General features: G+C 47.1%; 14 protein-coding genes and 1 pseudogene. 5 read left to right on the top strand and 10 right to left on the bottom strand.

From position 1 onward, the window contains the following. A complete protein-coding gene (locus tag BLT32_RS09010) occupies positions 1-273 on the bottom strand; it encodes an oxidative damage protection protein (protein WP_053953997.1) in 273 nt (90 codons plus the stop codon). An 11-nt stretch (positions 274-284) separates the two neighbouring features. Next, complete coding sequence (gene mutY / locus BLT32_RS09005; RefSeq protein ID WP_053953998.1) at positions 285-1,325, bottom strand: A/G-specific adenine glycosylase; 1,041 nt, start codon at positions 1,323-1,325, stop codon at positions 285-287. Positions 1,326-1,440: 115 nt separating this feature from the next. On the opposite strand from mutY, the gene BLT32_RS09000 reads away from it, so the two are divergent. Next, on the top strand, positions 1,441-2,535 hold the full coding sequence (locus tag BLT32_RS09000; RefSeq protein ID WP_053953999.1) for an OmpA family protein: 1,095 nt from the start codon (positions 1,441-1,443) through the stop codon (positions 2,533-2,535). A gap of 112 nt (positions 2,536-2,647) precedes the next feature. Beyond that, on the top strand, positions 2,648-3,367 hold the full coding sequence (gene trmB, locus BLT32_RS08995) for a tRNA (guanosine(46)-N7)-methyltransferase TrmB (protein ID WP_053954000.1): 720 nt from the start codon (positions 2,648-2,650) through the stop codon (positions 3,365-3,367). Here trmB and hemW read toward each other — a convergent pair. Together hemW and rdgB are read right to left on the bottom strand one after the other, a co-directional pair. After that, entirely contained in the window at positions 3,364-4,518 is a 1,155-nt protein-coding gene (gene hemW, locus BLT32_RS08990) for a radical SAM family heme chaperone HemW (RefSeq protein WP_053954001.1), read from the bottom strand. The two genes, trmB and hemW, sit on opposite strands and share 4 nt — an antisense overlap. Next, the gene (rdgB, locus tag BLT32_RS08985; RefSeq protein WP_053954002.1) at positions 4,518-5,126 is read right to left on the bottom strand and encodes an RdgB/HAM1 family non-canonical purine NTP pyrophosphatase; all 609 of its coding nucleotides are present in this window, start codon (positions 5,124-5,126) and stop codon (positions 4,518-4,520) included. Before rdgB ends, hemW begins: the two co-directional genes overlap by 1 nt. Positions 5,127-5,251: 125 nt before the next feature. Between rdgB and BLT32_RS08980 the strand changes: the two genes are divergently transcribed. Continuing rightward, positions 5,252-6,982, top strand: coding sequence for a potassium/proton antiporter (locus BLT32_RS08980; RefSeq protein WP_053954003.1), 1,731 nt, complete (start codon positions 5,252-5,254; stop codon positions 6,980-6,982). An 8-nt stretch (positions 6,983-6,990) separates the two neighbouring features. Here BLT32_RS08980 and BLT32_RS08975 read toward each other — a convergent pair whose 3' ends face one another. The 4 genes from BLT32_RS08975 to BLT32_RS08960 are packed head-to-tail and all read right to left on the bottom strand — an operon-like array spanning position 6,991 to position 9,523. After that, the gene (locus BLT32_RS08975; protein WP_053954004.1) at positions 6,991-7,416 is read right to left on the bottom strand and encodes a DUF4426 domain-containing protein; all 426 of its coding nucleotides are present in this window, start codon (positions 7,414-7,416) and stop codon (positions 6,991-6,993) included. A 36-nt stretch (positions 7,417-7,452) separates the two neighbouring features. Further along, positions 7,453-7,980, bottom strand: a complete 528-nt coding sequence (locus tag BLT32_RS08970; RefSeq protein WP_053954005.1) for a YggT family protein — start codon at positions 7,978-7,980, stop codon at positions 7,453-7,455. Between the two features lie 8 nt (positions 7,981-7,988). Beyond that, the gene (proC, locus tag BLT32_RS08965; protein WP_053954006.1) at positions 7,989-8,813 is read right to left on the bottom strand and encodes a pyrroline-5-carboxylate reductase; all 825 of its coding nucleotides are present in this window, start codon (positions 8,811-8,813) and stop codon (positions 7,989-7,991) included. Continuing rightward, the gene (locus tag BLT32_RS08960; protein WP_053954007.1) at positions 8,813-9,523 is read right to left on the bottom strand and encodes a YggS family pyridoxal phosphate-dependent enzyme; all 711 of its coding nucleotides are present in this window, start codon (positions 9,521-9,523) and stop codon (positions 8,813-8,815) included. The genes proC and BLT32_RS08960 overlap by 1 nt, the downstream gene beginning before the upstream one ends. 34 nt (positions 9,524-9,557) lie before the next feature. Between BLT32_RS08960 and BLT32_RS08955 the strand changes: the two genes are divergently transcribed. Continuing rightward, a complete protein-coding gene (locus BLT32_RS08955; protein WP_053954008.1) occupies positions 9,558-10,592 on the top strand; it encodes a type IV pilus twitching motility protein PilT in 1,035 nt (344 codons plus the stop codon). Further along, entirely contained in the window at positions 10,592-11,665 is a 1,074-nt protein-coding gene (locus BLT32_RS08950; protein WP_235443992.1) for a metallophosphoesterase family protein, read from the top strand. The genes BLT32_RS08955 and BLT32_RS08950 overlap by 1 nt, the downstream gene beginning before the upstream one ends. On the opposite strand, the gene BLT32_RS08945 is transcribed toward BLT32_RS08950, so the two are convergent. After that, entirely contained in the window at positions 11,643-13,211 is a 1,569-nt protein-coding gene (locus BLT32_RS08945; protein ID WP_053954009.1) for an amidase, read from the bottom strand. The two genes, BLT32_RS08950 and BLT32_RS08945, sit on opposite strands and share 23 nt — an antisense overlap. A gap of 520 nt (positions 13,212-13,731) precedes the next feature. Further along, positions 13,732-13,871 (bottom strand): annotated as a pseudogene (locus tag BLT32_RS12840) (IS256 family transposase); the annotation flags it as partial.

Below are 13,871 nucleotides of genomic sequence, written 5' to 3'. Positions count from 1 at the left end.
TTAGCTTTCTGGCGGTGTGTAGCCTTCAATATGAACATCCTTACGCTCGAACAGGAAATCAGTCATTTGTGTTTCTAAAAACTCGCGGTCATTAGGATCCATCATATTTAAGCGTTTCTCATTAATCAGCATGGTCTGCTTTTTCTGCCACTCAGCCCAGGCTTCCTTTGATATATGGTTGAAAATACGCTCTCCCAGCTCGCCGGGATACAACTGAAAGTCGAGACCTTCAGCTTCTTTTTGTAAATATTCGCAAAATACAGTACGGCTCATAATTCGCTCACTTATTTGTTCAGTTCTTTAAGTAGTTTAACGGTTGGAGCGGCAAAGCCCAACTGTTGCTCTGAATCCAGGTTAACCCACATGGTATTATTAGACTCGCTGAGGTAGTCTGGTTTCTTAGATGCTTTAATGACGACCGGAAAACAGTCTAAATGAAAGTGACTGAAAGTGTGACGAAACTCAGCCAATGACTGAGTCGATTCAGCAGCAATGCCGAATGTGTCCAGAATGCTCTTTATTTCCGTATCAGCCTGTGCTTGAGGGAAGCCCCAAAGTCCACCCCAAATACCCTGTTGGGGGTTCTTTTGCAGTAATACCTCATTGTCACACTTAATAATCAGTAGTTGTGTCGACTTTATGGGCTTGGCTTTTCTCGGCTTTTTGCCAGGGTAGAGTTCAATAGTATTGCTGGCAAATGCTGTGCAAGTGGCAGCAATAGGGCATCGGTGACACTCAGGCTTAGTCCGCGTACAAACGGTGGCGCCAATATCCATCATCGCTTGGTTATAGTTGCCGCATTCTTCCCTAGGGGTTAATTCATCACTTAATTCCCAAAGACGTTTTTGCACGGCTGTTTTACCGGGCCAACCATCAACCGCAAAGTGCCTGGCTAAAACTCGCTTGACGTTGCCGTCGAGAATCGGTGCGTATAAGCCGTGACCCAAAGACAGAATAGCACCTGCCGTCGAGCGGCCTATTCCGGGCAGTTCCTCCAGAGCGTCGACGGTATTCGGGAAATTGCCGTTGAAATCCTGACTAATAATTTGGGCTGTTTTGTGTAAATTTCGGGCTCTGGCGTAATACCCAAGCCCGGTCCATAAGCTTAAGACGTGATCTTGTTGTGCCTTTGCCAACGTATAGATGTCCGGAAAGTCATTCATAAAACGTTGGAAGTATGGGATTACGGTCGTGACTTGAGTTTGCTGCAGCATAATTTCGGAGACCCACACCTTATAAGGGGTCTTGCTTTGTTGCCACGGCAAGTGTTTGCGACCAAATTGGTGATACCAATCAAGAATTTTGCTGCTAAATGACTGAGTCAACTGTAAATCTCTGCAAATGGAAATGACTTTTGAAAAAAATGTACTACGCTTTACATCATAAACAGTCTCTCATATTTAGAGCTGATTTGTTATTGCATCGAAAAGGAGATTTGCAATGAAAGCAGTAAACTTAATTACCTTATCTTTAATTGCTGCGGGCCTGACAGCCCCGGTACTCGCGCAACAAACAGAAGCAGACAAAGATGACTTCTATTTAGGCGCACGCTTAGGCGTATTCTCGGCAGACGATGATCGCGTTGCAGTCGACAATAACCAGTTATTCTTCGTTGATGACGGCTTTAAAACCTTTACGTCAGGCATTGAAGCCGGTTACATGATGACTGAAGCTTGGGAAGCCCGCATTTATTACGATTACATGGAAGCCGATTTAGTCGGTGGTGGTGATGCATACGGCGATAGTTATGGTGTTGATGCTCTTTACCACTTCAACAACAATATTTATGCCGGCTTGGGTGTGAACAATACTGAGATTGGTGATGTGACTGATGTTGCTGCTCGTGCCACAGTGGGTCATCGCAGCTTCATTAACGACAACTTAGCATGGCGTATTGAAGGTGGTGTCCAGCGCGGCTGGGAAGAAGACTACACAGAGATGTTTGCCAACATTGGCTTACAGTGGTTCTTTGGTGGTCGTGACGCAAGCCCTGAACCGCGTCCAAGACCAGAGCCTCAAAAAGCAGCACCAACACCAGAACCGAAGCCAGAGCCTAAACCTGTAGACTCGGACGGTGATGGCGTTATTGATGCGAATGATAAATGCGCGAATACGCCAAAAGACTACTCAGTTGATAAAGATGGCTGCATTCAGTATGAAAATGAAACCATCACAGAAGAGTTACTAGTAGAGTTTGACCTGAACTCTTCGAAAATTCGTGACAATGCGTTTGATGACATTGAAGAAATGGCTGAGTTCATGAAAGAGCATCCTCAGTTGGATATCACTATTCATGGTCACACTGATAGCACAGGTGAAGCGGACTATAACCAGTGGTTATCTGAGAAGCGTGCTAAATCAGTTGCTGACGCATTGGTTAACCGTTATGGCATTGAGAGTAGCCGTGTAGACTCAAAAGGTCATGGTGAGTCTCAACCAAAAGTCCGTGAAAACAGTGCGGCAGATCGCCAGGCTAACCGCCGTATAGAAGCGATTCTTAAAGTGGTTAACCGCGTACCAAAAGAGCGTGAATAGTACGTTGTATTGATACGTTGAAACAGCGATAATATCGCACGAGATATAAGCAGGCCTGATTATTCAGGCCTGTTTTTTTGGTGTTTAGCTGTTATCAATGGTTTAGGGACTAATGAGTCATTTTAAAAGTGCGGAAGAAGCTGCTGCGGCAGGTAAATATGTAAGGACGGTGCGTAGCTTTGTTAAGCGAGAAGGGCGTTTAACAAAAGGCCAGGCAGGTGCGATAGAGCGTCAATGGTCAAAAATGGGATTATCACTGACCGACGGAATGCTGAATTTTGAGCAGGTCTTTAACCGTAAAGCTCCTGTCACCTTAGAAATTGGTTTCGGTATGGGGCATTCATTAGTGGAAATGGCGGAGAATGACCCTGAGCGCAACTTTATTGGCATTGAAGTACATGAGCCCGGAGTTGGCGCATGTTTAATGGCGGCTGAAGAAGCTGATTTAAAGAATTTGCGCGTGTTTCATGAAGACGCCGTAGAAGTGCTTAAGCAGTGCGTACCCGATAACAGCCTTAATTGTGTGCAAGTATTTTTCCCTGATCCCTGGCACAAAAAGCGTCATCACAAACGCAGAATTATCCAACCTGAATTTGTTGAACTGCTTATTAAAAAACTAGAAGCTGGCGGCATTATTCATTTAGCAACCGACTGGGAAAACTACGCAGAGCATATGCTTGAAGTATTGAACGGCAGCAGTGCACTGACTAACTTATCCGCACCGGGTGACTACATACCAAGACCTGATAGCCGGCCAAAAACTAAATTTGAACGTCGCGGTGAAGGCAAAGGGCATGGCGTTTGGGACCTTCAATTTAAAGTCCTTACTTAATCAAGAAGCGTGTCTAACACTGAATTCAGAAAACGGTGGCCTTTGGGAGTGAGCTCCCAGGCTTCATCGTTTTCGGCCAGTAGCTCCAGCCTTATTGCTTTGTGGAGATGCTGTGACGCCTGCGACGATGGCAATCCTGTTGTGCTTTCAAAACGCTGTTTGGAAACAGGCTCCAGCAAGCGAAACTGATTCATAAAAAACTCAAAGGTTAAGTCGTCTTTAGCCACTTCATTGAGCTTATAACGCAGCGGCTTGGTTAAATCCAGGTAGCCTTTTGGATGCTTAATTTTCTCACAGCGAATGATGCGTTGCTCCTGCGCAAGCGTCACTTTGCTGTGAGCACCGCAGCCAATGCCCAGGTAGTCACCAAACTGCCAGTAATTGCGGTTATGGCGACTCTGGTGGCCAGGTTTAGAGTAAGCACTAACTTCGTACTGCCTATAACCCGCCGCCACCAGAAGCTCATGCCCTTTTTGATAAATATCCCAGAGAGTTTCTTCATCGGGGAGCTCGGGAGGAGAGCTTGCAAACAGGGTGTTTGGCTCAATGGTGAGTTGATACCAGGATATGTGCGGCGGATTGAGTGCTATGACTTGCTTTAAATCATCCATGGCGGCATCTAAAGCCTGATTAGGCAGTCCATGCATTAAGTCTAAATTAAAGCTTTTTAGCGGCAGTTGTGACGCGTGTGCAGCGGCCTCGCGGGCCTGCTCCGGGTCATGTATGCGACCTAACCGGGACAACTGTTCTGATTGTAAGCTTTGCACACCAATAGACAAACGAGTGATGCCCGCTTTGACAAAGTCAGCAAACTTTTCTGTTTCAAAGGTGCCAGGGTTTGCTTCCATGGTAACTTCGCAATCATCGGTTAAAACAAGCAGCTGTCGAATGCCATCCATTAATGACTGCATCGCGGCCGCACTCAGTACACTGGGCGTGCCGCCACCAATAAAGATCGACGTAATATCTCTCCCTTGTACCCAACTAAAATCGGCTCGCAAATCATCTAGTAGTCGGGCAACGTATTCTCGCTCAGGAATTTCTCCCGACAGCTTGTGCGAATTGAAATCACAATACGGACACTTTTGGATGCACCACGGAATATGAACGTAGAGCGATAGCGGCGGGAGCTTAAGTTTAGGCGCTGTCATTAACTCAATTGACTCAATAGTTGTTGTAAAGCCTGACCGCGATGACTGAGCTGTTGTTTTACAGACGGCTCAAGCTCTGCCGCTGAGCACCCGTGTTGCTCAACCCAAAATACGGGGTCGTAACCAAAGCCATTTGTGCCTTGCGGTGAGGTTAAGATAGAGCCGTGCCACATACCGTGGCAAATCAGTGGTGTCGGGTCTTGAGCACTTTTCATATAAACCAAAACGCAATGGAATTGCGCCTGGCGCTTCTCAGTTGCTACGCCCGACAGTGCTTGTAATAATTTTTCGATATTATCATTGTCCGATGAGTCTGCACCGGCGTATCGTGCAGAGTAAACGCCCGGGGCTCCGTTCAAGGCATCAACTGCCAGACCTGAGTCATCGGCAATAGCAGGCAGTCCAGTTTTTTTACACGCGTGACGGGCTTTAATAATAGCGTTTTCGACAAAAGTAGTACCAGTTTCCTTGGCTTCGTCAAACGACCAGTTAGACTGTGGCAATACTTGCCAGTCTGAGGTGTTCTCATTGCCAGCCAGCATTGCCTGTAATTCTTTGACCTTGCCCGGATTTCCCGTTGCTAGTACGATTTCTTTTGCCGTTGCCATAATTAATACCTCATGCGTGTTCGGCGCACAGGATATCGGTTTTTGGCGGAATTTGAAATCTTCACAAAGAAAATGCACAAAGCTGTTATGATAGAACCAGAAAAACGATAAGAAGGAGCTGTTATTTGGACTCTGCGAATACCCTAATTCTACTATGTGGCTTGCTGTTAGTTGTTAGCATTCTGGCAGCCGTTGTATCGAATCGTTTAGGCGCTCCGGTGTTGCTGACGTTTCTGTTGGTAGGAATGCTGGCGGGTGAGCAGGGTATTCTGGGAGTTGAGTTCAATAATCCGGATATCGCCTTTTTTATTGGCTCGGCGGCATTGGTTATTATTCTCTTCGATGGCGGTATGCGAACTCACCCAGAACGTTTCCGGGTGGCGCTCTGGCCGGCAATAAGTCTGGCAACCATAGGTGTAGCATTAACCTGTACTATTGTGGCTACGTCTGCGGTGTATTTATTTAATTTGCCCTGGCCAGCAGCTTTACTGATGGGCGCAATTTTAAGCTCTACTGACGCCGCAGCAGTCTTTGGTATTTTCCAGTCTCGCGGTTTGCAAATAAAAGAGCGGGTGGCATCGACGCTTGAAATAGAATCAGGCAGTAACGACCCAATGGCTGTTATTTTGACTCTCACTATGACGGCAGCGGTTGCCAGCGGAACCATGACCGAGTGGCATTGGATGGCGTTAGATATAATCTGGCAGCTTATCGGTGGTTTGGCAATTGGCTGGTTAGGGGGGCGCCTGTTTATTATCGCCGCTCGAAAGCTTCCTTTAAGTTTTAGTTTTTTCCCACTTTTAGCCGTTGCTTGTGCGATATCCATCTACGCTTTAACAGCTAAACTTCATGCTAGTGGCTTTCTGGCTGTTTACCTAATGGGATTTGTCATTGGTAATGGGCGCTTACCACAGCTTGTTCATATCCTGCAGGTTCAGGATGGTTTAGCTTGGTTAAGTCAAATGGCCATGTTCCTTATTCTTGGTCTACTGGTTGTACCGTCTTACCTGGTGGCGAACGCACCTATCGCGATAGGTATTGCGGTGGCACTTATCTTTATCGCCCGCCCGCTGGCGGTTATTGTGAGTTTGTTACCGTTCAGTTTCCCGTGGCGGGAACAGGTATTTATAAGTTGGGTCGGGCTTAGAGGGGCTGTGCCTATTATCCTGGCTTTGTTTCCATGGTTAAGTGGCGTGCCGAACCAGGAGCTGTACTTTGATATCGCGTTCGTGGTGGTGATGATATCGCTGATTATTCAGGGGTGGACGATTGCACCAGTTGCGCGCTGGCTTGGGCTTGAAGTTCCGTTAAAAGCTCAGCCACAACAGCGTATGCCTTTATCGTCGGTGCCAAGCTCTGAGTCGCTTGAAGTATGGCTATATCGTATTGATAAAACATCGCCGGCCTGTGACCGAACATGGAAAGACCTTAAACTAACGGCTCCAGCGACCTTTGTTGGAATTATACGGGAAGGAGAGTGGTTACAGCCGGAAACCCAACCGATGGTGCAGGAGGGTGATGGCTTGCTTGTCGCCGCTACTGTAAAAGATATTGATGAAGTCAGTCGAATTCTTGCGTCAGGCGGTGAGGGCTTGAAAGTGAATGAAAAAGAGTTCTTCGGTGACTTTACTCTTAAAGGAGACTTAACCCTGGCCGATGTCGGCAGCTTCTACCCACTGGGCGATTTGGACGAGGGCTTGCTAAGTACCACTATTGCGGACTACTTCTCGCAGAAATTCCACCGGCGGGTCGTTATTGGTGACAAGGTCAGGTTGGGCGATGTTGTGTTAACGGTACGAAACGTTAGCGAAACCGGCGATATCCAGTCCATTGGTGTTAAACCGGTGAGTAACTAGGTCAAAAGTCAGTCGTTCAACCAAAATTCTTGGTTGAATTTTAAGGTTTGCTCGTCGCCAATATTGATGGTGAATCGCAAGGTTTCGGCGTTGGTGTAGTCAAACTGAGTAATGTAGTACACCGCTTCTGCCTCAGTAATTTTTTGAAACTCCAATGACTGAATCTGACCAAGGGGATTCACAACCTGGCCCGTAACTTCCAGCTCTTGCGGCGCTTGTGTATTTTTATCAAGCACGGATATGTTCAGCACACCTTTAGAAGCACTTCGGGTAATACCGTAGGTAGCTGCAACTTTAGGCGCTAAAAATGTGGAAGTAAAAGCACTGTAGTGAACATCCCAGTTGCCTAAAGTCTGTTTTTGTTCTGCGTATGTTGCGCTCGAAAAAACGGCAACAAAGGCAACACTTAACGCAAACAGGGTACTTTTCAACATAACTTTCACTCCCACCTTATATTTTATTAACTGAGCTTATACGCCAATTAAAATTCGCAAAAATTGCAACGCAATAATGGCGACAAGCACCGACAAGTCAAGGCCGCCTAGTGGCGGTATAACTTTGCGAATAGGCGCTAAAACTGGCTCAGTTATTTGGTGCAGCATGGCTTCAACGGGGTTATACCCTTGTGAGAACCAGCTTAGGATCGCCCGAATAATCAGCACCCAGAACAACATCGACAAGAAGCTGCTAATGGTTGCCAGTACGCCTTGAATGACAATAACCAAGGCGCCTGCAGCGAGGCCGTTCAGCCACACCAAAGCTGCAATCTTGAGAATGCCTAACACCAATGCCAGAAGCAGGCTTGCCGTGTCGAGTGAACCGACACTGGGCATAAAGCTTCTAAGCGGACCAACAATAGGTTGTGTCGCCTTATAAACGAACTGACTGACCGGATTATAAAAATCCGCTTTGGTCAGCTGCATCCAAAGTCGCAGCAAAACAATGATCAGGTAAAGATCAATGAGTGTAGCGACTAAAAACGTAAGCGCATTATTCATACTGGCTCCTAGAAGAGTTTCGCCATTTCTTGATTACGGTTAACGGCGGCTTTGACCGCTTTATCTGAAATACCGTGCAAGTCGGACTCTTGGTACGCTTCTACACCTTTCGCTGTAGAACCACCTTTGCTGGTGACTTGTTTACGTAAGTATTCCAGCGACAAGTCGCTTTCTTTCGCCATTTGCGCGGCACCTAAACAGGTTTGTTGTACCATCTCGCGAGCTTTGGCGGCATCAAAGCCAAGTGCCGTAGCTGCTTTTGCCAAGCTGTCCATAAATTCGAAAAAGTACGCTGGACCACTACCGGCGACCGCACCCAAAATATCTAACTGGTCTTCGTCGGCAACCCACAGGGTTTCACCAACACCGTTGAACGCTTCAGTGACAAAGTCTTTGTCTGCCTGATCGACTGAGTCGTCAGTGACTAAGCCTGACATACCCTGACCAACTAATGAGGGCGTATTTGGCATGACGCGAATAATGCGAATGCTCTCACCCAGGTACTCGCGGTATTTCGGAATACGGATACCTGCCGCAATAGTAATAATAAGTTTATCACTTAAGTTGCTGACGTTTTCACGCAAGTGAGTGCAAACTTCCGACATTAATTGTGGCTTAACGGCCAAGACAATAGCGTCCGCTTTTTCGACCACTTCCAGGTTGTCATTGCTGGTATTAACGCCCAGCTCCGATTTCATTTTCTCAAGCTTTGCGTTACTTGGATTACTGACCCAGACTTTGTCTGCGGGGTAACCGCTTTTGCACATACCACCGACAATACTTTGTGTCATATTACCGGCACCAATAAACGCAATGTTGCGAATGTCTTTCATTATGACTCCCGTTGTCCAAAAATTGCTGTTCCAATACGTACCATATTAGCACCCTCGAGCACGGCTTGTCGCATATCGCCGCTCATTCCCATCGAGAGTGTGTCTATTTGCTCGCCGTACACCGCTTGCTGTTGCTGGTATAGCTGGCGCATTTTCGAAAAGCTATCTCTACGCTCCTGCTCCGAGGTTCCGGCTTTTAAAATGGTCATTAGCCCTCTGAGCTTCAAGTTTTCGCAGTTACTGACAAAGCGTGCCAGGTTCTCGACATCATCTGCCGATAACCCCGATTTGTTATCATCGTCATCAATATTTACTTGCAGTAATACGTTTAACGGCGGTTTGTCTGAGGGGCGCTGCTCGTTCAGGCGTCGGGCTATTTTTTCTCGCTCAATGCTTTGTACCCAGTCAAAATGTTCAGCAACGTCTTTCGTTTTATTGGACTGCAACGGACCAATGAAGTGCCACTGTAACTGGTTAAAGCCTTCGGCTTTTAGCTGCTGAATTTTTTCGACGCCTTCTTGAACGTAGTTTTCACCAAAGTGTACTTGGTCTGCTTCTGCCGCTGCTTTAACAGCATCAATGGAATGCTTCTTGCTGACAGCCAGCAACTCAACAGGTTGTTTGTCACTAGACTCCTCGCCTAATATCTTTAATTGCTGACGGAGGTTAACAAGGTTATTTTGTATTTTTTCTGATACCTTAATAGTCATAGCAATCGTCATCTCATTGATTCAGGGACAGGATATGAATGTTAGCGAATTACTCGCCTTTAGTGTGAAACAAAACGCTTCCGACTTACATTTGTCGTCAGGAAGTCCGCCTATGATAAGAGTTGATGGGGACATTCGGGCCTTAAATCAACCCATGCACTCAGCTGAAGAATTAAAAAGCGACTTGTTCGCGATAATGACCGAATCGCAGCGGGACGAGTTTAATTCGCGCTTTGAATGTGACTTCTCCTTTGAAATAGAGGGCGTTGCGCGTTTTCGAGCTAACGTCTTTACTCAACGAAAGGGCATTGCTGCTGCGTTTCGGATGATTCCCAATAATGTCACGACACTAGATGAGCTCGGGGCACCTGCGAGCTTTAAGGACATTATTGATGCGCCTCGAGGCTTAGTATTAGTGACTGGCCCAACGGGCTCTGGTAAGTCGACGACTTTAGCAGCGATGGTGAATCATATTAATCAAACCCGTTCGCAGCATATTTTAACCATTGAAGACCCCATTGAGTTTGTCCATGACAACCAGAAAAGTCTGGTGAGTCAGCGTGAAGTGCATCGCGATACCCGAAGTTTTAGCGCGGCGTTGCGCTCGGCTTTGCGGGAAGACCCGGATGTGATTCTGGTGGGTGAAATGCGTGACCTGGAGACCATTCGGTTGGCGATGACTGCCGCTGAAACTGGGCATTTGGTGTTAGGTACCTTACATACAACGTCAGCGCCGAAAACCATAGACCGCATTATTGATGTGTTCCCGGGCGACGACAAACCGATGATTCGCTCAATGTTGTCGGAGTCTTTGCGGGCGGTTATTTCACAAACCTTATTGAAGCGCATTGGCGGTGGGCGTATTGCCGCACACGAAATCATGGTATCGACACCGGCAATTAAAAACCTGATTCGCGAAGACAAAGTGGCACAAATGTATTCAGCCATTCAAACCGGTGCTGAAAAGGGAATGCAAACTCTGGATCAAGCGCTTAAGAAATTAGTATCACGTGGCGATATAGATGCAGAGGAGGCGCGTCGCTGCGCTGCGAATAAAGAGGACTTCTAATGCGTTCTTGCCAACGATTAAGCAATAAATCGGTTGTTGCCCAGCTACTGTTGGGGGCTTTACTACTGCTTTTGACGGCAACCACTCAGGCTCAGCAGAGCACTCGGGTGGCTTTTGGCTGTTGCATGGACCACAGCAGTCGGCAAGACGTTTGGGATGCGGTTAACCATGCGCAGCCAGAGGTTTTCGTGTTTCTCGGTAATACATTAGATGTTGAAGCAGACGACATGGATGACTTGCTTGACGCTTATGAAGTCTTTAACCGCTTCCGCGGGCCTCGAGTGCTGCGGCGCGGTTCAGCAGTGATGTCTGTTTGGAATAAAAACGATTACAGTATTAGTGGGCATGCCGGTAAAACCAACCCTCAGCGCTATGCCGTGCGAAATCATTTTTTGACCTTTTGGCGGGAGCCGGCAACCTCTGAACGACTGTTTCAGGAACATGGTATTGCGAAAAGCGTTATTTTTGGCAATGAGCCGCAACGGGTGCAGGTCGTTGTGCTCGATGGTCGCTGGAACCGTGACGAGTTAGAGCAAGTCGGCTGGATGGAGCGACAAACGCGCCGCTTTAATGCTGACTTAGGACCTTATCAACCGAATCGAGCGGGCGACCTGCTTGGCGACAAGCAATGGCAATGGCTGAAAGAGCAACTGCAAAAGCCCGCTGAAGTAAGAATTTTACTCAGTGCGACGCCAGTACTTGCACCGGCCAACGGTTACGATAGCTGGTCAATGTTTCCTAAAGAGCAGGACAGATTGAAATCTGTTCTGCAAGAGTTACAGCCTTCGGGACTCATACTGGGTGTCGGCGACCGCTTGTTTGGCGAGTTTTCTAATGATGATGATTACTTGTCTTACCCGCTTTGGCAGGTCACTGCCGGCAGCATTAACTTAGGGAGCGATACTCCCTATTCGTCCGTATACAGAGACGGACAAGCGTATGAAGAAAGTCGTTATGGTCAAATTGAAGTGATCTGGAAAGAGCAGCCGGAACTTGTTTTAACGCTCCGTGACGTTGATGGCCGGCCGCTCGATAGTCGTCGCTTAACCCTTAGTGAACTGCAGTCAAATTAGGGGCTTTTCGATGCTGGGTTGCTTGTTCGTAGTCAAATGCTGCTTCAATAAGCATACCTTCTGAACGAGCGGTTCCAAAGAAGCTTATACCGACCGGTAAAGCCGGCTCCTCACCAATTTGAATGTACCCCATTGGCACCGTTATGTGAGGATATCCGGCGACAGCGGCAGGCGAGCTGGCAGATCCTGAATAGTTGTCACCATTAACGTGATCAATTTTCCAGGCTGGGCCTGTTGTTGGTGCAACGAGCAAGTCCAAATTATGCTCTTGTAGCATTGCGTCAATGCCTTCTTTGCCTGCTAATCGTTTACTGTTTTCAAGGGCTTTCTCGTAGGCTTCCTTATCGTCCTGAGCGTTGGCCATTTCAAACAGCTCCTGCCCGAATAAAGCTAATTCCTCTTCGTTTAGGCTCTCATTAGCCGCAATCATATCTGCCAAGTTATCGTATGGGAGCTTTGAGTCTTTCAAATAGGCGGCCATGTCGTGTTTGAACTCGTACAAGAGAACCGTAAATTCGTCGTTGCCGTAATCGCCATAGGTTGGCATTTTAACGTCCACCAGTTCAGCGCCTTGGGCTTTCAGAATGTCGAGTTGCTGTTCGAATTGCTCATCAAGCAGTTCGTTATACCCCATCAAGTTTCGGACCACGCCAATGCGTTTGCCTTCCAAGCCATTGTCATTTAAATGCTGTGAAAAATCAGCATTTGCGTTATAGCCCGCTGGATCTTCCGAGTCATAAGCAGCCATAGCATCTAACATTAATGCCGCGCCAGTCACTGTGCGAGCCATAGGGCCTGCGGTGTCCTGGCTGTGAGCGATAGGAATAATGCCGTCGCGACTGATAAGCCCAAGCGTCGGCTTAATGGTGACAATACCGTTAACGGCCGCCGGACAAACCAGTGAACCATCGGTTTCTGTGCCTACCGACAGCGCTGTAAAATCAGCCGCTACAGCTGTGGCCGAACCTGCACTGGAACCACAGGTTGAGCGTGTGACGTCATAGGGGTTAACTGCTTGTCCGCCAATACCACTCCAACCTGAGCTGGAGCGAGTTGAACGAAAGTTTGCCCACTCACTTAAATTTGCTTTACCAAGAATAATGGCACCAGCGTCACGAAGTTGCTTGACTAAAAAGGCATCATCTTCCGGAAAGTTGTCTTTGAAGAGCAGAGAACCTGCGGTATTCGGCATACCATCGGCGGTATCAATGTTGTCTTTTAACAACACAGGAATGCCATGAAGAGGGCCTCTAACATTACCGGACTGGCGTTCCTCATCGAGCTGTCTGGCAATGGACAAAGCGTTGTCATTTACTGTGTTAACAGCTCTTAACTCAATGCCATTAGTATTATGGGCGTCAATGCGTTCTAAATAATAGCGAGTCAATTGCTCAGCCGTTAGTTGACCGCCGGCCATTGCTTCTTGCAACTCGCTGACCGACGCATCGTGCCAGCTAAACTTAGCTGTTTCCTGCGGCGCACTTTGGCAGGCAGCTAAAGCCAGAATTAAGACAAAAGCTGACAGAAAATAGGAAAGTTGTCTCATTAGAAAACCCTTGTTGTTATTAGTATCTTTATAAAATGACATAGTTTTATATCTATGGCGAGTTATAGAAGTGAGTGGCTTATAGCCCTAAGTGATACATAACTTTATCAACTAATCTAGGACCTCTTATAACCAACTCTTTATTACCGCATTTGGGGCAAGTTCTAGGGCACTCCGCTTCCGTAAGAACATCTGAGATAGGGCGTACAGCAGTAGACCATTTGCATTGCTCGCAGTAAATACGAAAAGGCTTTGGTTGTATGGGCATATTTATCGCTCCTTTTTGGTATTACTCTCAATAGAGTTTGCGGCAGGGTCTAATTCCAACGTACCCCCTTTTATCGAGCTCTGCGTGCAGATTATCGTATTTATGAAGAATTTGAGGAGTGTGGACTTTTAGAAGCTGTTTTTGTTGTTGGATATGTTCAATATCCTTAATTAAGCGTTTCACATTAATAGCATTACCTGTTGAAGCACTGAATGTTTGGAGAGTGTTCAATATTCTGTGTCAGCCAAGTTTTCATAAATCTATGTGGCCATCCAGTCGACCTTCAAAGTGGATGGTTAGCTGAGACAGTGTCAGATTCCAGTTCTGCACCGGGTGCGACCAGCGCTCAGTTGCTTTTAACATACCCGCGTACAGCAGCTTAAGCAAGCTAC

The sequence above is a fragment of the Idiomarina zobellii genome (assembly GCF_900100855.1).
GTDB classification, from domain to species: domain Bacteria; phylum Pseudomonadota; class Gammaproteobacteria; order Enterobacterales; family Alteromonadaceae; genus Idiomarina; species Idiomarina zobellii.
Note: the sequence above shows the minus strand (reverse complement) of the source record. Positions and strands in the feature narration are given on the sequence as shown.

Bases quoted from the DNA above. Each gene is read 5' to 3' on its own strand.
- BLT32_RS09010 (WP_053953997.1), bottom strand. From the start codon at position 273: ATGAGCCGTACTGTATTTTGCGAATATTTACAAAAAGAAGCTGAAGGT.
- BLT32_RS09000 (WP_053953999.1), top strand. From the start codon at position 1,441: ATGAAAGCAGTAAACTTAATTACCTTATCTTTAATTGCTGCGGGCCTG.
- trmB (WP_053954000.1), top strand. From the start codon at position 2,648: ATGAGTCATTTTAAAAGTGCGGAAGAAGCTGCTGCGGCAGGTAAATAT.
- hemW (WP_053954001.1), bottom strand. From the start codon at position 4,518: ATGACAGCGCCTAAACTTAAGCTCCCGCCGCTATCGCTCTACGTTCAT.
- rdgB (WP_053954002.1), bottom strand. From the start codon at position 5,126: ATGGCAACGGCAAAAGAAATCGTACTAGCAACGGGAAATCCGGGCAAG.
- BLT32_RS08975 (WP_053954004.1), bottom strand. From the start codon at position 7,416: ATGTTGAAAAGTACCCTGTTTGCGTTAAGTGTTGCCTTTGTTGCCGTT.
- BLT32_RS08970 (WP_053954005.1), bottom strand. From the start codon at position 7,980: ATGAATAATGCGCTTACGTTTTTAGTCGCTACACTCATTGATCTTTAC.
- proC (WP_053954006.1), bottom strand. From the start codon at position 8,813: ATGAAAGACATTCGCAACATTGCGTTTATTGGTGCCGGTAATATGACA.
- BLT32_RS08960 (WP_053954007.1), bottom strand. From the start codon at position 9,523: ATGACTATTAAGGTATCAGAAAAAATACAAAATAACCTTGTTAACCTC.
- BLT32_RS08955 (WP_053954008.1), top strand. From the start codon at position 9,558: ATGAATGTTAGCGAATTACTCGCCTTTAGTGTGAAACAAAACGCTTCC.
- BLT32_RS08950 (WP_235443992.1), top strand. From the start codon at position 10,592: ATGCGTTCTTGCCAACGATTAAGCAATAAATCGGTTGTTGCCCAGCTA.
- BLT32_RS08945 (WP_053954009.1), bottom strand. From the start codon at position 13,211: ATGAGACAACTTTCCTATTTTCTGTCAGCTTTTGTCTTAATTCTGGCT.